The following is a 19,484-nucleotide window of genomic DNA, read 5'->3' on the forward strand; positions in this document are numbered from 1 at the left end:
ACCATCATCAGCGTCAGATATTTACTAATTGGTGCTGGGTCAGTGTGGCATCGGCAGTTGGGTCAATTCGGTGTCAGCCGCAACAATTTGGATATCGATGTAAATCAAACTTCTGGTAGCGCTTTTGAATAAAATGGCCTTGTGCCATTATTTCGGATTTAATCGTTCCTTCCCGAGCGCTGGACGCCGGAACCAGTACAAGGACTGTTCTATGAACCAAGCCGTGAGTGAGTGGCCGTTTGTCACACGATTGTCATTGGACGTGGAAGGCATCGCTGTCGCCTCCACGAGTCTCAATAATGTATTCAGCGGCAAGCGGATTCCCTCCAGCGACGGTGGGGGCATCTTCGGCCGGCTGCATCTGCCGGAGTATCAGAGGCCCTATCGCTGGAACGAGGAGCAGTTGGGGAGGCTGCTCGACGACTTGCGCTGCTTCTTCAGCAGCGATGCGCCGGACCATGATTTCTACCTGGGCAGCATCATCTTGCACCAGGAGGGAGGCGACGGACGCCAGCGTGGTCTGCTCAACATCATTGATGGACAGCAGCGAATCACCAGCCTGGCCTTGTTGCATTACCTCCAGTACGGCCAGAGGGGGGCGCCGGAGCTGAAGTTCAACGCGCCGGAGAGCCATCGACGCATCCAGCTGAATCTTCGCTGGCTGGAGCAGCAACGCCTGCCGCGAATCGACTTCACCCGTATCAACGTGACCCTGGTCGTCACTCGACGCGAAGACGACGCCTATCGTTTCTTCGAAACCCAGAACACCTCGGGTGTGCGTCTGGGCGGTGCCGACATCGTCAAGGCTTATCACTTGCGCAGCGTTGCGGCCGCAGTCCAGGACGATTTCGCACGGACCTGGGAGTCGCTCGGCGACCTCAAACCGTTGGTCGCGGCCTTCATGAAGTCTCGGCACTGGCAAAGTTTGCGCTGGCGCGACGTCGCCAGCGATCGGGATCCGCTGCTGGAACGCAAACAGATCGTCACGGAGCTTGCCGAACTTACGCTTCCCGACAACGGCGACATCGCCTATCGGTCTTTGCAAGTGCTCCGCGATGCCTGGGGTAAGGAAACACAGACCGTCCAGCCGGGTTATGCCATGCGCCAGCCGCTGGGCACCGGGGTCAATACCATGCGTGTCGTAACCTACTTCCAGGGCTTGCGAAAAACCTTGCTTGAAGTCGACAAGACGGCCAAGGAACCCACGTTCGCCTACTACTACAAGCGCTTGGCCCATGACGCCTGCGGCAGCGTGTTTCTCAGCCGTGCTTTTGATTGCGCGTTGCTGATGTACGCAAGCCAGTTCGGCACTTCCCGTCTGCTTGAAGCCAGCCTGTGGATGTTCCGGATGATCTTCTCCTATCGCTTGATCAAGGAGGTCAGCGTCCGGGAGGATGGCGTGCAGGCGCACCTCAGGCACAACCCATTGCTGGACTGGATCGCCAGTGCCCACACCCATCACGAGCTGTTGAGTTACCTGCGCGACTACACCTATACGGCCACTGCTGAACACCTGGATAAAAACAGTATCAAGAAGCGCTTCGCGGAGTCGGTCGGCTTTACTCTAAGCCTGCAACTGCCCTGGCCCGATCCGCAGCGGGTGGCCGTTGAATATGACGCGCAGTTGCGCAGCGCCATCGAACGTATCAGCCGCGACGACCTCGCCTGCCAAGGAGGCAAATAATGAGCGCCCTGGTCCAATCCCACGTGCAGTCTGCCGCCACGCTGTGCGCTCAGGGCATATCGTTAACCATTCCTTGCTACCAGCGCCCCTACGTCTGGCCCGCCGACGCCGTGGAGGAACTGCTCGAGCAGATCATTCAGGCCAGCGAACCGGACACCGACGGCCGACCGTTGCAGGCGCATTACTTCATCGGAACGGTGCTGAGCAGCGTGGTACCACCCAACGCCAATCCTGATGCGACCATGACCTACGAACTGATCGATGGTCAGCAGCGAATGACCACCTTGATGATCCTGGCGCTTGCCTTCCGCGCGTTGAAAACTGGCTCGCCGCTATGCTCACTGGTGGTGCTGGGCAACGTTCCGCGCCTTACCTTCAATATCCGCGACGAAGTCCAGGCCCAGTTGAGTGCGTGGGCGGGCCTGACCGAGGAGAAGCCGCTGGATAAGGAGGATGCTGCCAATCCTTATCTGGTTCATCTCAACGCCGCCCGCAAGGTCGCCGGCGATCGTTTGCAACGCTTGCGCGCCACAGGAGGTGAGCAGGCCCTGGAACGGGTGGGTGACTACCTGTTCAACCAGGTCACGTGGGTCAACAATGTCATGCCGGCGGGCATGGACCTGAACAAGTTGTTCGCCACGCTAAACACCAGCGGCGTTCAGCTTGAGCAGACGGATATCCTCAAGGCCCGCCTGATGTCGCGGATCAAGCATCACCGCACCACGTATGAAGGGATCTGGCAGGCCTGCGAGGACATGGGCAACTACTTCGAAAGGAACCTGCGTGATGTCTTCGCCGATGTCCGCTGGAATATGGTGGGTATCAATGACCTCCTGAGCCACTCCTTCGATCTCTTCTCCCTGGATCGTCCTGCTGCCGGTCACACCAAAGGCCGGTCTATCGACGAAATCTCGTTGCTGAGAATCCAGGCCGAGCAGGTGGACGAAACCGAGAACAAGGATGAGGCTCGCTATCAATCGATCGTCAGTTTTGGCCTGTTGCTGATGCACGCCTACCGCATCTACCGCCATGCGCAGGGGGCTAAAGACATCGGTTTCCGTTTGAACGACGGTAACCTCAACGCCTGCTTCTCACGCTTCGTTGAAAATGCCAGCGCAGCGCAAGCCAAGGCATTCATGGAATGCCTTTGGAGTGTGCGCTTCCAATTCGACCGCTGGGTAGTCAAGTGGGTACGCCTGGGCGAGGACGATGAGCGGATCTTGCGCCTGAGTTCGCTCAATCCACGCAAGCGCACCCTCTCGGAATGGCGCACGCATCTCGAGACGTCCGACCTGAGCCAGTTACAGAGCGTGCGCTACCTAACCGGCGAGCGCAGCTCTCAGTACTGGCTGACGCCTTTCCTGGGCAAGCTGATCGAAACGCCCAACATGGGCGAGCAGCAGGTATTGAAGCTGCTGGAAAGTATCGACAATCAGCTTTCCCTGACCGAAATGACCCAGAAGGAGGCGAGTTATCGACTGCTCTCCAGCGACACCACCGAATGCTTGCCGATCAAGGACAAGATCGCTTATCTGAGGGAGCACCACGGCACGAGCTTCGAGCACTACTGGTTCCAGAAGCTGGAATACATTCTCTGGCGGGAGCGGCATTCGTTCAAGTGGTTGGACTGGGCAAGACTGCAGGCCTACCGGATTACATCGAAGAACTCGGTCGAGCATGTGCACCCTCAGAACGAAGAGTTCGGTAGTACACTCAGCGATCACCTGTTGCACGGGTTTGGCAATCTGGTACTGCTCAGCCCGGGAGAGAACTCGTCGTACAGCAACCTGGCGGTGATCAAGAAGCAGGCGGCCTTCCGCGCCAAGCCGAAGTACGACTCCTTGAAACTGGCGCACATGTTCCATGTGCTGGGCAATGGGGACGACTGGGGTCACACTCAGATCAATGACCATGGTGACGCGATGCTGGCGCTTATAGAAGCGCACTACCGCGGCTGAGCCCGAAGTAGCGGATGCGGGTAACGATGATGTTCTTGAGGGTTGCAAACGGATGCACCGTAACGGCCTATGAGTGGAACACAGTCACAGATGCTCAGGGTCGCCAAAAGACATTCTGACCAGGCACACCAAGCGGCTATTCCATAATGGAAATCTGTGCAGGCGATTTTCCATGGAGGGGGCGTGAGTTTAATGCGCCTTTGCGGCGATGGTCCGAATGGGATTTCCAGAGAGGAGTGGGTTGATGGTGAAGGAATACACTGAGTATGAAGTCCAACGGGCATTGCATACGTGTGTTCTGCAAATAACCCAAAGGATGCGTTGGAGCGCTTTCAGGAGGAAATCGAGCTGCTCGGCGACTGGCGGATCATGTATGCGGCAGCTGAGTCGGGTGGGCCGTTTAGCTTGGTGCGTGAGCAGTTCTCCAAGAAACGGGTTGTTTCGACCATGTTGCGCGGCAAGTCCGTCTGGATTCTGGACAAAGCCTTTGTCTTGTCCAAGACGCAAGTGAAATACACATTGGGCGGCTCGCTTTTTTTGGATTCGAATGCGGCCAGCTACATTCGAAAGCTGTCATATGCGGAGCGTATTTCTCCTGAACTCGATGCCGTGCGTGCTGATCTGCATCGGACGTTTTCCGTAGATGATCTCGCACGATTGAATTGTTACATCTATCTGTGTGAGTCGCAGAAAAAGTGGTCGCCTGAAACCCGCCAGTTCTGCAAAGAAACGATTGCCGCAGTGCACGCACTGTCGCATTGATAATGCCCCTCTGAGTGAGGGGGGGCGGTATCGCCGCTTTTACCAAGAACAAGCCGAGGCGTTCGCCGAGGATTGGATTGAAGGTTTTTCAAGTATCTTGGAGGGCAGTTTGGGCGTCGCTTTAGCTCAGCAAGCCGCGGCTGCGGAGTGCATGATTTTACGGGCCAAGATTATAGAAAGCAGCGTCAAGGCATCACCGGAAGCGAAGATGGAGGCGTTGCTCAACTTCATGCACGATGAGTTGCAAATCTTCATGCTACGCGAACTGATTGTTTGCGCTGATATCCTTTTCCACACAAAAAAACGACGCTTTCGAAGAAGCTGAACTCGGTCCTTGACAAGGAAGAACCTCCTCGGATCATTAATAACTGCGCCTAGGATTTGTACATACTCAGAATCAAGGAGTCGCTGTCGAATCCTAAAAATTTGAAGGGCGTAGATTTTTGCCTGGATCGATTGATAACCTTTGATCAGGATCTCGCGGATGTCATTTGTTTGACTGAGCTGCGCGCAGTGGCGGTTCATCTCGGTTCAAATCGTGCATACCCCTTCTTTAATAATGAGTTGACAGGCTGGCTGGCGGGGTTGATTGGGCACAAGCGGATGGTGGCTTTTTCTGAAAATTTGCAAGAGGAAGCCTTTAATAAGCGAGCGGATCAAAGAAGCCTGGAAAGTGTGCAGAGAATTCTAGCGGTAGATCAGCGTCGCTTACTGCAACTGGCAAAACGGTAAGTTATGGTTTGACTGGCGCCTAGCTTAGGTTTTGTACGAAAAGTCGGTGCGAGTAGAATTGCCGTCATGATTGGCTTGAGGCCCGCATGGCAAAGCGTTACGAACTCTCCGACGGATCGTGGGAATTGATCAAGGATCTGGTTTCTCCGGAGCAGAAAATGGGTCGCCCACGCAGTGATGATCGCCAGGTACTGCATGGGATCTTGTAGATCCTATGCTCAGGCGCTGATCGTGTCCCAAGACGTGGTGTAACTCATCATGGCCTTGGCCACTAAGTGCCGTTTAGTTGATCGCGGCCAACAGCTTGGCCTGCGGATTATCGCTGACCGCCTCGAAGTTCTCCAGTTGCATAGAGTACCGGCACAGGCACCATTCGTCGTTCTGCTCGGCGGATTCAATCGGTCGTCGCAACGTCAGCTATTGTCTGATGCACCACTACAGCCGGATCAGGCCACATCAGTTCAACGGCAGGATGTCGCTAACCGCGTCCGACACCAAACTTAACATGGTGTACGGCATCAGTTGATCCACTCCAACGTGTAATTCAAAGACTCTCAGGGTCGCCGAAAAACATCTGAATCCGCGACCGCAACCACCGCTCACCCGGATCATTATCCTGCGACCCCCGCCAAGCCATATGCAGTTCAAACGTGCGCGTCGGCAACGGCGGGTCTTCCGCGCGCAGACCGCCCGCCGCCGTCAGTGCATCCGCCGTGTAATCGGGCACGGTCGCGACGATGTCGGTGCCCGCCAGCAGCGTACCCAGTCCGTTGAACTGCGGCACCGCCAGTACCACGTGCCGTTTACGCTCGAGCTTTTCCAGCTCTTCATCGACGAAACCACTGAGGTCGCCGGCAAACGACACCAGCGCATGCGGGCGCGCGCAGTAATCGTCCAGGCTCAGCGGCCCCGGCACGGTGTCGGCGCGCAGTAATTTGGGGGCGCTGCGGCGCAGGACTTTGCGTTTGGCGTTTGCCGGCAGGTCGGTGGTGTAGCTGACGCCGATGGAGATTTCGCCGGAGGCGAGCAGGCCCGGCATCAGGATGTAGTTGACGCGGCGCACCACCAGCACGATCCCGGGTGCTTCGGCGCGCAGGCGTTTGAGCAGCATCGGCAGCAGCGCGAATTCGACGTCGTCCGACAGGCCGATGCGGAATACCGACGTGCTGGTCGCCGGATCGAACTCCGCCGCGCGGCTGACGGCGGTCGAAATCGAGTCCAGGGCCGGGGAGAGCAGGGCGAAGATTTCCACCGCGCGGGCGGAAGGCTCCATGCTGCGCCCGGTGCGCACAAACAAAGGATCGTCGAACAGGCCGCGCAGACGCGAGAGCGCCGCGCTGATCGCCGGCTGGCCGAGAAACAGCTTTTCCGCCGCACGGGTCACGCTGCGCTCATGCATCAGCGTTTCGAACACGATCAACAGGTTGAGGTCGACACGACGCAGGTCATTACGATTCATCTGGAGTCCTGGCAGAGTCATCAAGCTTGACGAGAGCGACCATATGAGAACAATGGCCGGCATGAATCTTACGGGGAAAGGCTGGTAGTCTGCACCGGGTAATTCAGCTTTACTGAGAAGGCGGCAGCAGTTTTTTCATGGATTTTCTCAATGCTGACCATGCTGCGGAATCAATGACAGGCATGTCGACTATTAATAGCCACTGATAGTCTTGGCTGGAAAGCCCAGATAGAGTTCATGGCATTAGAGGTTACTTTGACGAGGTTTGCGATGTCCCGCACGATCCGTTTTCACAAGTTTGGTCCGGCCGAGGTGCTCAAATGCGAAGAGCATGCGGCTGCTCAGCCAGGTCCTGGCGAAGTGCAGGTGCGTGTCGAGGCGATCGGCATCAGCTGGTATGACACGCTCTGGCGCCAGAATCTGGCGTCGTCCCAGGCGCGCCTGCCTTCAGGCCTGGGTCATGAAATGGCCGGCGTGGTCACGGCCATCGGCGATGGCGTCGAAGATCTGGCAGTGGGCGACAAGGTGGCCAGCTTCCCGGCCGAGAGCCCCAACGATTACCCGGTCTACGGCGAACAGATCGTTCTGCCGCGTACCGCGCTGACCCGCTATCCGGATGTGCTCAGCCCGATTGAAGCCAGCGTGCATTACACGCCGCTGTTGATCGCCTATTTCGGTTACGTTGATCTGGCACGGGTCAAACCCGGGCAGTTCGCCCTGGTGACCGACGCCAGCCACTGCGCCGGGCCGTCCTTCGTCCAGTTGGGCAAGGCGCTGGGTGTGCGGGTGATTGCTGCCACCAAAACAGCGGAGGAACGTGAGTACCTGCTGTCGCTCGGTGCCGAGAAAGTGATCGTCACCGAAGAAGAAGACCTGTTGATGCGGATCAACAAGATCACCGACAACCGCGGTGTCGACGTGGTGTTCGATGGTCTCGGCGGGCCACAGATGTCGCTGCTCGGCGATGTGCTGGCACCGCGTGGCAGCCTGGTGCTGTACGGCTTGCAGGGCGGCAACCAGACGCCATTCCCGGCCTGTGCGGCGTTCCAGAAGAACATTCAGTTCTTCGTACATTGCATCGGCAACTTCACCGGCAAACCGGAGCTCGGCATCATTCAGGACCACGTCGCCTTGCAGCGTGCCTTGCGTGATATCAACCAGCTCACCGCTGACCGTGTGCTGCTGCCGCTCAAGACCCGGGTGTTTCCGTTCAACGAGTTTGTCGAAGCTCACCGCTACATGGACGAGTGCCCATGCCGCGAGCGGGTTGCTCTGCAAATCGAAACTGCCTGACTTTCCCATTCAGAGTCCGTGGCCCCACGGACTCTTGTGCGTTTAATCCTTCAGATATCGAGAAATCCCTGGGCCAGACGCCTGGGGACGTTCAGCAACTGAACTGGTTTTTGCTCTCGATCTGTATCTTCTAATTGCCCTCCAGACCCTGATAATTGAATGACTACTTTCATCTCAAGGAATGAGCTATGTCTGTGCATTCTATTTGTTCCGTGCAGTATCAATCGGCTGTTTATCATCGCCCCTCAAACTTCTGTTTAAAGTTTGTAGGGGTGCCATGTAATCCCTTCTTTTTTTCTTGTGCTCATTATGTGCAGGGGCTTGTAAGAAGTTTCCTAGGAAAGCCCGTTCTTGCAGGCGGCCCAGCCAAGGCGGGGCTTTCAGCCATGTCGCTCAAGATCCTGAAATACTACGCGCTCAACTGTTTCAAATAACTACAAAAACTTAAGTGTTAGCATTTCAGCGTCTATTAATTAATGAAGAGTGATCGTGCGTCCGCCATTCGTGGCCGCGCGATATAAAACCTTTGATACCGGGTGAAGTACTGATGAGCACGATCCATGATCAAGCAATGAATTATGTCTACCAGCAAGTTTTGCAACGCCTGCTGAGTTTTTTTTCCCGAGCCGAGCGCACGGCTTTGCAACTATTGATACAGCGACTGGCGGTGGCTGCCGGCGGTATGGACCGCATCGGCGAATTCAAGGTCATGGTGACTCAATCCGGCACACGTGACTGTTGCTACAGCCTGGCCCTGTTGCGTGCGGCGCAATTGAGCATCGCAGGACGCGCTCCGGCCACTTTCCAGTTGCGTGTCGCCACCCTGCGCTGGAGCGGCGCACCGACGTCGGCGCTGCACAACATGCATCGTAGCTTCGGCGCACTGTTCCTGTATGACGATCCAAGGGTGGAGCTACTGATGGTGGATCATCGCGAGGTTCTGCCCTTCAACCATGAGGTTTGCGTCAGCGAAGAAGGGCGCGAGTCCGGTCGCCTCAACCTGCTGATGCTGGGGCATCGTCGCACATGGAATGAGAGCCTGGCATTGTGGGATGAGTTGTACCTGAGCACAGCCGAGTTCTACGGTCAGGTTGCACGTTGGGGCAATGGTGTCGATGCGTTGATAGCCAGTGACAGCGTGTACCAGCAGGAGCAATTCATCGCAGGCCTGGATCGGGCGGCGCGCAAGGCAAGCATCGGCGCGTTGCCACGAACGGCCGGTGGATTCGCCGATTTGTTCCGTCTGCTCGACAACATGGGCGGCGATTATTACCGCGAACTCTACCCCGAAAAGGAACTGACTCAGTGGCGGCCGCTTGGCGAGTTTGAAGCCTGTCGGCGAACCAGCTACATCGGCATCGACGATATGGTCGTTGGCAAGATGGAGGAGCGATGGCCGTTGCTCAGCGATTTCCTGGGCTTTCAGGCCGACGAGCTGATGTTCGAACCACGCCCCGGTGAATGTGCCGATCCTTTGGTCGGCGCTTATCTGAGCGGGCTGCAGGCCAGCTACGTAGAAGGTCGCAACTACGAGGTCGGTGTCACGGAATACCTGCAGCAGTGCCTGGCAACGATGCGTCGCAAAGGTACCCCCGAGCAGCTTTGTGACCGTTTCCTTTCGACATTCGGCAATCTGTCCAACCTCACCGAGCAGCGCGCGCACGCTACCTCTTCCCTGCAGCGGAACTTTGGCCTCAGTGAGGCGCAATTGATATGCCTGATATTTGCCCCTTTCATCGATGGAGCCGCTGGTCTTGAGCGGTTTTTGCGCACCTGCCACCCCGGCATGCTGGTCGCGATGCCGGAGTTGCACCGGGCGATGCAGGGACTGCACGCTCCGGAGCAGGTTCTGCAATGGATGACCGATGTCAGTGGACTGCCCGTAAGACTGATCAACCGATTGTATGCAATGGATGGCATCCGGATGGACGAACAGGCAGCGAGTACCGCTGAAGTATCAGGTCATGAGACTTCACATGTTGACCGCAAGGCGGAAGGCTGAGTGTGAACGTATTGCCCGGACAAGGAAAAATGCCTGCGGACCCTGGCTCATGAGTGCATCACGAGAATCGGGTTTCGCCTATCAGGCTGTCTATCGTTATCTGACTCAGTTGATCGATGAACCAGGCAATCAAGGAGCGATCAGGTTGCCGTCACTAAGGCAGTTGTCCGAGCGACTGAACGTGTCCATCTCGACCATTCAGTACGCTTATGCCTTGCTGGAGAAGGAAGGCCGGGTCTACTCCGTAGCCAAATCAGGTTATTTTGCACAAGCAACGCCATCGTTCATGCCGCCGGGAGGTGGCAACGATCTGCTGGAAACGGTCTGCGTAAGTGCCAGGTGCAACGGCATGCGCGTATTGAGCGGTGATGACCCGGCGGCGGCCCAGCCTCTGGACAGCCCGTTGTTGATGGTGGAGCGAGAACTGTTGCGTCAGTATCCACGGTATCTGCAGACAGCCGCGCAGCCTTGCGGCGAGCTGGAACTGCGCACGCTTCTGGCTGCCCGCTATACCGCCTCGGCGACACATTGCTGGCATCCCGAAGACGTCTACATCGGCGCCGACTTGCGGGGGGTGCTGGAAATCCTGATTGCAGTTCTTGAACTGCGACATGCAACGGTGCTGATCGAATCCCCCTGCGACTGGGCGGTCCTGCGTCTGCTTCAGTCTTTTGACGTACAAGTCATTGAACTGCCACTGCAGCCTGATGGCACATTTGATACAGAGCAACTTGAAACACTGCTCAAGATCGAACCTGTTCGGCTGATCCTGTTGTCTTCCAGATTGAGCATGCCCCACGGCAGCCGTTTTCCTCAGGACAACCGGCATGCTGTCGCGCAGTTGCTCATCGGTCATGGCATCTGGGTACTGGAAAACGACTGTCATGGCGAGTTGCTGGACGATGCTGGAGGTCAACCTCTGCGCGAGTTGCTGGATCCCGACCGCTTGTTGGTGTTTTCCAGCTTCGAAAAACACATTGGTGTCGAAGCCCCCTATGGTTTTGTGCTGTCACGCCAATGGCGCAATGCTCTGCAGCGTCACTTCCTGCTGCGTTCGTTCCGGCTCTCGCCGATCCGCCAGAAAGCCATTGCGCGTCTCTATGCCAGCGGTCGAGTCGATCAGCATCTGGTGATACTGAAACGACTGCTCAGGGAGCGGCGTTCGCAATGGGTGCAGCTCATTCGCGAGCGCCTGGGCGATGTGCTGGATGTCGTCGAGCCACAGGGCGGCGCAACGATCTGGTTGCAATCCCGGCATGCGGTAGCGATGGACGCCGTGTTTCAACGGCTGCTGAAACAAAACGTATTGATTGCACCTGGGGAGTTGTTCAGTATCCAGGGCCTGCATGCGCAGAACCTGCGTCTCGGCGTGATCGGCGGGGACGAGGAGGCGTTGTTAATACTTGTCGGACTGCTCGGGGATGCGTTACGACTGGCTCCGCGCACGAATTCACCCAAACACTCGGTTTGTACCGGATAGCCCCCATCGCACTCTGGTCAAACTGCCAGTAAACTCCGCTGTAATTTCCTGAACCACTCTATTTCAGAGGTTTTGCATGACACTCAGTCCTTTTGCGGGCAAACCGGCACCGGCAGAACTGTTGGTCGACATCCCGCGACTGGTTACGGCGTATTACACCGGTCAACCCGACGCCTCGGTTTCCACCCAGCGCGTGGCGTTCGGCACCTCCGGGCACCGGGGCAGTTCCTTTGATTTGAGTTTCAACGAGTGGCACGTTCTGGCTATCAGCCAGGCGATCTGCCTGTATCGCGAAGCCCAGGGCATCACCGGGCCGCTGTTCGTCGGCATCGACACCCATGCGTTGTCGACCCCGGCCGGGGCGAGCGCCCTGGAAGTGCTGGCGGCCAACGGCGTGACCGTGATGATCGCCGAAGGCGACGAATACACCCCGACACCGGCCGTGTCCCACGCCATTCTTTGCTACAACCGTGGTCGCACCACGGGCCTTGCCGACGGCATCGTGATTACCCCGTCGCACAATCCGCCTCAAAGCGGCGGCTACAAGTACAACCCAACCAACGGCGGCCCGGCCGACACCCACATCACCAAGTGGATCGAAGCCAAGGCCAACGAACTGCTGGCCAACAAACTGGCCGGCGTCAAACGCATCAGCTACGAGCAGGCGCTCAAGGCCGAAACCACCCACCGTCACGACTACGTCAACACATACGTCGCTGACCTGATCAACGTCATCGATTTCGATGCCATCCGCGGTGCCAAACTGCGCCTGGGCGTCGATCCGCTGGGCGGAGCAGGGGTGCGCTACTGGTCGGCGATTGCCGAGCACTATCGTCTGGACCTGGACGTGGTGAACAAGGAAGTCGATTCGACGTTCCGCTTCATGACCGTCGACTGGGACGGGCAGATCCGCATGGACCCATCGTCCAGCCATGCCATGCAAGGTCTGATCGGCCTGAAAGAACGCTTTGACGTGGCCTTCGCCTGCGACCCGGATCATGACCGTCACGGTATCGTCACGCCGTCCGGTGGCCTGCTGGCACCGAACAACTACCTGGCGGTGTCGATCGACTACCTGTTCCAGAACCGTCCGCAATGGCGTGCCGACGCGGCCGTGGGTAAAACCGTGGTCAGCAGCGGTCTGATCGATCGCGTGGCCAAGCGTCTGGGCCGTCGCCTGTACGAAGTGCCGGTCGGCTTCAAATGGTTTGCCGATGGTCTGTTCGACGGCTCACTGGGTTTTGGCGGCGAAGAAAGCGCCGGCGCCTCGTTCCTGCGCAAGGACGGCGGTGTCTGGAGCACCGACAAGGACGGTCTGATTCCGGCCCTGTTGGCTGCTGAAATGACTGCCCGTACCGGCCGCGACCCAAGTCAGGCCTACCGCGCGCTGACCGACGAACTGGGCGAACCGTTCTCGGTGCGTGTCGACGCCAAGGCCAATCCTGAGCAGAAAGCCCTGCTGAGCAAGCTGTCGCCGGAACAGGTCACCTCGACCGAACTGGCGGGCGAGAAGATCGAGAGTATCCTCAGCAAGGCGCCGGGCAACGATCAGGCCATTGGCGGTCTGAAAGTAATGACCGAAAACGGCTGGTTTGCTGCACGTCCGTCGGGCACCGAAGACATCTACAAAATCTACGCCGAAAGCTTCATCGGCGACGACCACCTCAAGCAACTGGTGGCTGAAGCGCAAACACTGGTAGACGGTGCGATCAGCATCCAGTAAATCCAGGCAACGGAAAAGGGCGACCCTGAGGCCGCCCTTTTTTGTACCCGCGATTCGCCGATCAGGCCAGATCCACCAACGCGATTTCACTGTCTTCCAGCGCAGTGACGGTCAACACCTGTTCATCGGCCACCGCCACACCGTCTCGAGCTTGTGCGCGCAAGCCGTTGACTTCAATGACACCCGTAGCGGGAACCAGATACGCCCGACGTCCGGCATCGAGACGGTATTCAGCGGTTTCCCCGGCCTTGATATTGGCCGCCACCAAACGTGCGTCGGCGCGGATGCGCAGGCTTTGATCGTCACCGTCCTTGCCGCTGGCGAGGGTCACGAAACCTTCGCGGTTGCCTTTCGGGAACGGTTTGGCGCCCCAGGACGGCGGTGCGCCGGTTTCGGTCGGCAGAATCCAGATCTGGAAGATCTTGGTGTCCGTGGCTTCCAGGTTGTATTCGCTGTGGGCGATTCCGGTGCCGGCGCTCATGACCTGCACGTCGCCAGCCTCGGTGCGGCCCTTGTTGCCCAGGTTGTCCTGGTGGCTGATCGCACCTTCACGCACGTACGTGATGATTTCCATGTCGCGGTGCGGGTGAGTAGGGAAGCCCGTGCCGGCGGCAATGATGTCGTCGTTCCACACGCGCAGGTTGCCCCAGCTCATGCGTTGCGGATCGTAGTACTCGGCGAACGAAAAATGGTGATGGGCATCCAACCAGCCGTGATGGGCGCCGCCCAGCGAGCTGAAGGGTCTGAGTTCAAGCATGATCGTCTCCTCAAAAGGTTCGTCATGGGGCGCGATGCCTGAGCCACGAAGCGAGACCGGTGATTGATGGCAGCCATCATCTATCAGTCAACCATCGAGAAAAAGCGTAAAAACTGCGGCATTCCAATCGAATCGGTTGATATGAAAAAGGCTCGAAACCGTCTCATCCCACCTTCAATTCATCGCCTAAACCAATGACCTGTAAGCATTTCGCTAGAACAAAAAAGCAAATGCAGACACCATAGCTCTCAACAGCCTCACATCCGGAGTCCGTCAGCGTGGCGCAACACACCCCCGATCTTCCTCCCGAACTTCGTCCCTTGGCCGAGATGCCCTGGTTCAAACGCCTGGCGGCGCGTTTCCTTGGTCACGGTCTGACGCAACTGCGCGCCCAGCACCGGGCTTCGTGGTTGCACGGCCAGGCCGACGGCTTTCGCAGCGGGCATACCGCCGGCGTGGATTACGGGTACAAGGAAGGCAAGGCTGACGGCCTGGAAGAGGGTCGTCAGGTTTTGTTGATCCGCGACAGTCGCAATACCGAGCATCGCCCGCCGGGTATCGATAATCACTTGTTCGACGACTGGCGTCTGCCGCTCAGCGCAGAACTGAAGAAGCGCATGAAAGCCGATGTCGCGCGCCTGCTGCCAGCCCACGCCCAGCCAAGCGTGGCGCAATGGAAAATGATTTTCAGCGATACCCCGTCAACCTCGGTGATTGCCGGCGCCGGAGCCGGCAAGTCCACCACGCTGGTGCTGCGGATCCTGCTGCTGACTCACTACCTGGGCTTCGAGCTCGATTCGATGACCGTGGTGACCTTCACCCGCGAGTCGCGCAAGGACTTCATCAACAAACTGATCGAACTGTTCGCATTGTGGGGCCGGGCACTGAGTCAGAAAGACGCGCGGGATCTGGTGCGCACCTTCCACTCGCGGATCTTGCCGATGGTTCGCAGCCTGCCGGGGTTCGAGCGCTTGCAGGCATTCGAAAACCTCAGCCACCGCGCGCCGGGTGCGGATGAAGACGTCGACAGCAATCCGTTCGATCTGCGCATCAACGACGCGCAGCGCCAGCAGCTCAACGCCTGTTACCACCGTCTCTACAAAGAAGACCCGCGCTTTGCGCAACTGATCCAGCCGCTGTCCCGGCACGCCTTGCAGCTCAAGGAGCTGGAACGCGATCACCCGGACGTGCAAAAGCGCGTCGCTGTAACGGAGCTGGCGGCTCGCCGCGATGAAGAGCTGTGCGACATGATCGAGGACATGTGGCTCCGCGCCGGTGCCTGGCCGATCAAGGGTATCGAACCGAGTCGCCAGGCATTCGAAATCAATGGCGCATCTTTCCATGGCCACGGCTACATTCCGAGCCTGGACGCCTGGGTGGTATTGGGTTTCGACCCTCGGGAAAACCCGCAGGTCTGCCGTCCCAACGCCAAGCTGACGGTGCGTGCAGAGTGGGCAGTCAAGCGCACCTTGTTTCAAGCTTTCTGTCGTAAGCCACTGATTTGGCTGGATAGTTACGAATCGTCAAAACGTTTATTGGCCACGCTGGCAGGCGATGTCAGCGCCGGTCCCGGCTTCGATTACAAGGTCAAGGGCGAGCTGGCTTCCGCGCCGTTGCTCGACTGTTTTGTCGCCGCCGCCGGCTTCATCGAAAATCTGGGGCTGGATGTGCCGGACGCTGTTGGCCGCATGAGTTTCGCCAAGGATGATCCGGACCGGTTTTTCTTCGAGGCTTTAAGTCTGTTCTGGCGCGCGCTGGAAGATCATCTGCTGGATCAGAAGCCGCCGGTCATGACCTACAACCGCATGTTTGCACTGTTCAGCGAGCACTCACCGGAAAACTTCAAACTGCTCAGTGATGAGCTGTTGCGGCCGATGTCGCACCTGATGATCGATGAGTTTCAGGACGTTTCACCGCAGATCGTCTCGTGGATTCGCGCCAGCCTCTCGGAAATCCGCAGTCGCGGCCCCGCGATGCACGTTGGACGAGGCGCACAGCGATCGTCGCTGCTTTGCGTAGGCGATGACTGGCAATCGATCTACGGCTGGCGCGGCAGTTCGCCGAGCTACTTCATGGAATTCAACAAGGAATTCCCGTCGCCGAGTACGACCCGGGTGATGCTCAGCGATAACTATCGCAGCCATCAGCACATCATCGACGCGGCGGAACACATCGTCCGGGCAGCGCCGGCGATCCCGGGCAAGAAGGCCAAGGCCAGCGGCGAGGAGAGGCCGTTGCAGCCAGTCAACGTGCTGGAGCGCGACGATCAGGCACTCGGCCAGCGCCTGTCGGAACACTATCGAAACGGCGATTCGATCCTGATGCTCTATCGAAAAAGCAGCGATAAGTTATTGATAGAACAGCATATTCAGCATGTAGTTAATGTGGATTCGAGCTTGCCTTATGAGTCCCGTCGCCTGAAACAGCTGACCTATCACAGTGCCAAAGGTCTGCAGGCCGACGCGGTGTTCCTGCTGGGCGATTGCCAGCACCTGACCAGTTCGCCATACAAGAATCAGGTGTATCGCATGGCCGGACTGGGCAAGGCCGGCGACAGCGAGCCTTATGACAGTGCGCAAAAAGACGAAATCCTGCGCCTGGCCTACGTCGGCATCACTCGCGCAGTCAGCCATTGCTACTGGTACGTCGAGCCGCAAGACACCCAGGCAGTCAATATGCCTCGAGCTTCCGACCGGGTTGCCAAAGGCAAACCGTTCTTCGTCGATCATCGTCCGGAAAAGAAAACGGCCTGAATCCAATGCCCATGAAAAAGCCCGCACAAAGCGGGCTTTTTATTTTAAATCAGCTAGTTACGCATAACTCTTGAGGGATTCAGGAGGAATGAATGCCTCCAGCTCGTCCTCAACGGCTTCGATTATTCGCTCCACATCCGCCGCGTTCATCACTGTGGCACAGGGGATGCCGGCGATCGCGATCAGGGTTTCGCCGCTGGCCCGATCGAACAGACGCGCGACCAGACTGCCCGGCGCATCCATGGTCGCCTCGAAACCCATGGGATGAAAATGCCAGCGCATCAGCTGGCAGGCATTGGGAAACGTGACCTTGCTTGACCCTTTATTCATGTGTTGCCCGCCTTCTTCATCGAGCGCTTCCGTTCGCTCATGGTAGGTGGGAAGAGCCGTCATTGGCCCAACCGTTGATTGCCTTTAAAAGTAGCATCTGGATGTGAAGTTCCCGTGAGAATTTTCAGTCGATTTAGCGATTGCCGAGATTTTTTTGATGTAAGTCACTGTCCATCGCGACCTTCGGCAAAGTGCTATCACTGTCGGTTGTTGAAGCAACACCAGAAGTTGGGCAAGCTCGATTCTTTTTCCATGAGTCTCTTATGCACGCCGACGATGACGGCCCGGAACAGAGCCGGGCCACGGCCGAAACGGTCATGCGCTATCACCTGTGCTGGAAACACCGGGACCTGGATGGCGTGATGGCGCTGTACCACCCGGACATCCAGTACAACGATTTCTTCCAGAATCGTGTGCTCGGCCTCGACGAGTTGCGCGAGTACGTCCGGGTCAGCATGCCGCGCGAGTCCGACGAAGCGCTGGAGCATTGCGACCGCATCCGTATCGACGGCAACACCGCCTTCATTCAATACGAAGTGACGTTGCGCGGCGGTAACGGCCTGGTGTCGTTTCGCTCCAGTGAAGCGATCACGGTCAAGGAAGGACAGATCTGGCGGGTCAACGAATATGCTTCGCTGGTGCGCGAACAGGCCGATAGCTTGACGGCAACCCGCCAGCGACCGGCGACGAGTCGCCTGGGCCTGTCGCCCCGTCAGCTGAGTTTCATGGCCGATGACTTGCAACAATACTTCCAGCGTCAGCAACCTTATCTCGATCCGGAGCTCGATCTGCAACGGGTGGCGAAGGAGTGCGGGTACAGCCGTAACCAGATTTCCTACCTGTTGAATCAGGTGCTGGGGCAAAGCTTCTACCGCTACGTCAATCAGGCGCGCCTGCAACATCTGTTGCAGTCGCTGGATAACGCCACGTCGCCGTTGCGCATCGATGAACTGGCCTTCGCCGCCGGGTTCAATTCGCTGTCGGCTTTCTATAGCTGCTTTCGCCAGCACACTGGCCAGTCGCCCAAGGCCTATGCGAAGCAAATTTCTTTGCGGACACGCGCGCAAGACAATCCCTGAGTTCTGCCTCTAGGATCGACGCCATCGAAACCTGGATTGGCGGAGTCTTGCATGCCGGCGTGGCGCACTATCAGTTTGTGGATGGATCAACTCGACGAGCCGCTGACCGCGCGCCCGTCGCTTGCGCAGGACCTGGACGTCGACGTGGCGATCATCGGCGCCGGTTATACCGGGCTGTGGACTGCGTACTACCTGAAGCAACAGGCGCCGAGCCTTAACATCGCGATCATCGAAGCGCAAACCGCCGGGTTCGGCGCTTCCGGTCGCAATGGCGGCTGGTTGATGGGCAATCTGCTGGGTGAGGATCGCCTGCTGGCGGGCCTGTCCGCACAACAACGTCGCGCTTCGTTCGATCTGTTGCACAGCATTCCTGATGAAGTAGAAGTCGTCCTCGAACGCGAAGGCATCGACTGTGATTACCGCAAAGGCGGGGTGCTGTACTGCGCCGCGCGCTATCCCGAGCAGGAAGTCAGTCTTCGCGACTACCTGAAAAAACTCCACGCCCAGGGACTGACCGACGACGATTACCGCTGGCTAAGCCCGGAGCAACTGGCGCAGCAGTTGCGCATCGCCAAACCCTACGGGGGCATCTTCGCCCCGCATGTGGCGACCATTCACCCGGCGAAACTGGTGCGCGGCCTGGCGCGAACCGTCGAAAGCATGGGGGTGAAGATTTACGAAAACAGCCCGGTGACCCATTGGCAGGCCGGCAGCCTGCGTACCGACAAGGCCGGCGTGCGTAGCCGCTGGATTGTCCCGGCCATCGAAGGTTATTCCGTCACGCTGCCACCGCTGGGGCGTTATCAATTACCGGTGCAGAGCCTGATCGTCGCCACCGAGCCGTTGTCCGCCGCGACCTGGGACACAATCGGCCTCAGTCGAGGCCAGGCTTTCAGCGAATTCAGCCGTCAGGTCACTTACGGCCAGCGCAGCGCCGACAACCGGCTGATTTTCGGCGCCCGTGGCGGTTATCAGTTCGCCGGCAAGCTGCGCCACAACTTCGACCTGACCCGCGATGAAGTCGAGCTGCGCCGCTACCTGTTCGGCGAATTGTTCCCGCAACTGAAAAACGTCCAGATCACCCACGCCTGGGGCGGGAATCTCGGCATGTCCCGGCATTTCAAACCGCACATGCTCTGTGACCGGGCCAACGGCATCGCGCTGTCCGGCGGCTATGGCGGGGAGGGTGTCGGCGCTTCCAATCTGGGTGGGCGCACGCTTGCGGATCTGATTCTCGAGCGCAACACCGAGCTGACGCATCAGCCGTGGGTGCTGCCCGACGGCGGGATCCACGCGCTGCGGGCCTGGGAGCCGGAACCGTGCCGCTGGCTCGGCTACAACGCGATCATCAAGAGCTTCGTCCACGAAGACCAGACCCTGGCTAACCCGGCGACCGCGCCCTGGCGGCGCAAGCTTGCCAGCCAGGTCGCCGGGTTCATGGAGGGTTTCATGCACTAAACGTTTGTTTACTA

General features: G+C 58.2%; 16 protein-coding genes and 1 pseudogene. 13 read left to right on the plus strand and 4 right to left on the minus strand.

Going from position 1 to position 19,484, the window contains the following annotated elements; genetic code table 11:
- Window positions 1–211 precede the first annotated feature (211 nt).
- From ACODTD_RS02310 to ACODTD_RS02335, 6 genes and pseudogenes are all read left to right on the plus strand, one after another.
- Window positions 212–1,684: a DUF262 domain-containing protein gene (locus ACODTD_RS02310; RefSeq protein ID WP_285355761.1), complete on the plus strand. Its 1,473-nt coding sequence runs from the start codon at window positions 212–214 to the stop codon at window positions 1,682–1,684.
- A complete protein-coding gene (locus ACODTD_RS02315) occupies window positions 1,684–3,642 on the plus strand; it encodes a DUF262 domain-containing protein (RefSeq protein ID WP_102592349.1) in 1,959 nt (652 codons plus the stop codon). The genes ACODTD_RS02310 and ACODTD_RS02315 overlap by 1 nt, the downstream gene beginning before the upstream one ends.
- 321 nt (window positions 3,643–3,963) lie before the next feature.
- Entirely contained in the window at window positions 3,964–4,404 is a 441-nt protein-coding gene (locus tag ACODTD_RS02320) for a hypothetical protein (protein WP_102592348.1), read from the plus strand.
- On the plus strand, window positions 4,376–4,729 hold the full coding sequence (locus ACODTD_RS02325) for a hypothetical protein (protein WP_285355766.1): 354 nt from the start codon (window positions 4,376–4,378) through the stop codon (window positions 4,727–4,729). The genes ACODTD_RS02320 and ACODTD_RS02325 overlap by 29 nt, the downstream gene beginning before the upstream one ends.
- A gap of 170 nt (window positions 4,730–4,899) precedes the next feature.
- Window positions 4,900–5,136: a hypothetical protein gene (locus ACODTD_RS02330; RefSeq protein WP_285355768.1), complete on the plus strand. Its 237-nt coding sequence runs from the start codon at window positions 4,900–4,902 to the stop codon at window positions 5,134–5,136.
- Between the two features lie 86 nt (window positions 5,137–5,222).
- A pseudogene (locus tag ACODTD_RS02335) lies at window positions 5,223–5,342 on the plus strand (IS5/IS1182 family transposase); the annotation flags it as partial.
- Between the two features lie 76 nt (window positions 5,343–5,418).
- Here the strand turns inward: ACODTD_RS02335 and ACODTD_RS02340 are convergent.
- Window positions 5,419–5,547, minus strand: a complete 129-nt coding sequence (locus ACODTD_RS02340) for a hypothetical protein (protein ID WP_285355770.1) — start codon at window positions 5,545–5,547, stop codon at window positions 5,419–5,421.
- Between the two features lie 133 nt (window positions 5,548–5,680).
- The gene (locus ACODTD_RS02345) at window positions 5,681–6,595 is read right to left on the minus strand and encodes a LysR family transcriptional regulator (protein WP_285355772.1); all 915 of its coding nucleotides are present in this window, start codon (window positions 6,593–6,595) and stop codon (window positions 5,681–5,683) included.
- A 270-nt stretch (window positions 6,596–6,865) separates the two neighbouring features.
- On the opposite strand from ACODTD_RS02345, the gene ACODTD_RS02350 reads away from it, so the two are divergent.
- The 4 genes from ACODTD_RS02350 (at window position 6,866) to pgm (ending at window position 13,093) form a co-directional block, all read left to right on the plus strand.
- A complete protein-coding gene (locus ACODTD_RS02350; protein ID WP_285355774.1) occupies window positions 6,866–7,888 on the plus strand; it encodes a zinc-dependent alcohol dehydrogenase family protein in 1,023 nt (340 codons plus the stop codon).
- Window positions 7,889–8,435: 547 nt separating this feature from the next.
- The gene (locus tag ACODTD_RS02355) at window positions 8,436–9,890 is read left to right on the plus strand and encodes a hypothetical protein (RefSeq protein ID WP_011334081.1); all 1,455 of its coding nucleotides are present in this window, start codon (window positions 8,436–8,438) and stop codon (window positions 9,888–9,890) included.
- 49 nt (window positions 9,891–9,939) lie between these two features.
- Complete coding sequence (locus ACODTD_RS02360; protein WP_201818388.1) at window positions 9,940–11,370, plus strand: aminotransferase-like domain-containing protein; 1,431 nt, start codon at window positions 9,940–9,942, stop codon at window positions 11,368–11,370.
- Between the two features lie 76 nt (window positions 11,371–11,446).
- The gene (gene pgm / locus ACODTD_RS02365; RefSeq protein ID WP_285355776.1) at window positions 11,447–13,093 is read left to right on the plus strand and encodes a phosphoglucomutase (alpha-D-glucose-1,6-bisphosphate-dependent); all 1,647 of its coding nucleotides are present in this window, start codon (window positions 11,447–11,449) and stop codon (window positions 13,091–13,093) included.
- A gap of 61 nt (window positions 13,094–13,154) precedes the next feature.
- Here pgm and ACODTD_RS02370 read toward each other — a convergent pair whose 3' ends face one another.
- Complete coding sequence (locus ACODTD_RS02370) at window positions 13,155–13,850, minus strand: pirin family protein (protein WP_489104387.1); 696 nt, start codon at window positions 13,848–13,850, stop codon at window positions 13,155–13,157.
- A gap of 278 nt (window positions 13,851–14,128) precedes the next feature.
- Between ACODTD_RS02370 and ACODTD_RS02375 the strand changes: the two genes are divergently transcribed.
- Entirely contained in the window at window positions 14,129–16,603 is a 2,475-nt protein-coding gene (locus ACODTD_RS02375) for a UvrD-helicase domain-containing protein (protein ID WP_201818654.1), read from the plus strand.
- Between the two features lie 57 nt (window positions 16,604–16,660).
- Here ACODTD_RS02375 and ACODTD_RS02380 read toward each other — a convergent pair whose 3' ends face one another.
- Entirely contained in the window at window positions 16,661–16,933 is a 273-nt protein-coding gene (locus ACODTD_RS02380; RefSeq protein WP_011334086.1) for a DUF1652 domain-containing protein, read from the minus strand.
- Window positions 16,934–17,196: 263 nt separating this feature from the next.
- On the opposite strand from ACODTD_RS02380, the gene ACODTD_RS02385 reads away from it, so the two are divergent.
- Both ACODTD_RS02385 and ACODTD_RS02390 read left to right on the plus strand, forming a co-directional pair.
- Complete coding sequence (locus ACODTD_RS02385) at window positions 17,197–18,012, plus strand: helix-turn-helix domain-containing protein (protein WP_285355778.1); 816 nt, start codon at window positions 17,197–17,199, stop codon at window positions 18,010–18,012.
- Window positions 18,013–18,063: 51 nt separating this feature from the next.
- Window positions 18,064–19,470, plus strand: coding sequence for an NAD(P)/FAD-dependent oxidoreductase (locus tag ACODTD_RS02390; RefSeq protein WP_285355780.1), 1,407 nt, complete (start codon window positions 18,064–18,066; stop codon window positions 19,468–19,470).
- Window positions 19,471–19,484 lie beyond the last annotated feature (14 nt).

The organism is Pseudomonas sp. FG35 (assembly GCF_057809295.1).

What these genes read in the sequence shown, in the direction of transcription:
- ACODTD_RS02310 (WP_285355761.1), top strand. Translation starts at nt 212, where the DNA reads ATGAACCAAGCCGTGAGTGAGTGGCCGTTTGTCACACGATTGTCATTG.
- ACODTD_RS02315 (WP_102592349.1), top strand. Translation starts at nt 1,684, where the DNA reads ATGAGCGCCCTGGTCCAATCCCACGTGCAGTCTGCCGCCACGCTGTGC.
- ACODTD_RS02345 (WP_285355772.1), bottom strand. Translation starts at nt 6,595, where the DNA reads ATGAATCGTAATGACCTGCGTCGTGTCGACCTCAACCTGTTGATCGTG.
- ACODTD_RS02350 (WP_285355774.1), top strand. Translation starts at nt 6,866, where the DNA reads ATGTCCCGCACGATCCGTTTTCACAAGTTTGGTCCGGCCGAGGTGCTC.
- ACODTD_RS02355 (WP_011334081.1), top strand. Translation starts at nt 8,436, where the DNA reads ATGAGCACGATCCATGATCAAGCAATGAATTATGTCTACCAGCAAGTT.
- ACODTD_RS02360 (WP_201818388.1), top strand. Translation starts at nt 9,940, where the DNA reads ATGAGTGCATCACGAGAATCGGGTTTCGCCTATCAGGCTGTCTATCGT.
- pgm (WP_285355776.1), top strand. Translation starts at nt 11,447, where the DNA reads ATGACACTCAGTCCTTTTGCGGGCAAACCGGCACCGGCAGAACTGTTG.
- ACODTD_RS02370 (WP_489104387.1), bottom strand. Translation starts at nt 13,850, where the DNA reads ATGCTTGAACTCAGACCCTTCAGCTCGCTGGGCGGCGCCCATCACGGC.
- ACODTD_RS02380 (WP_011334086.1), bottom strand. Translation starts at nt 16,933, where the DNA reads ATGAATAAAGGGTCAAGCAAGGTCACGTTTCCCAATGCCTGCCAGCTG.
- ACODTD_RS02385 (WP_285355778.1), top strand. Translation starts at nt 17,197, where the DNA reads ATGCACGCCGACGATGACGGCCCGGAACAGAGCCGGGCCACGGCCGAA.
- ACODTD_RS02390 (WP_285355780.1), top strand. Translation starts at nt 18,064, where the DNA reads ATGCCGGCGTGGCGCACTATCAGTTTGTGGATGGATCAACTCGACGAG.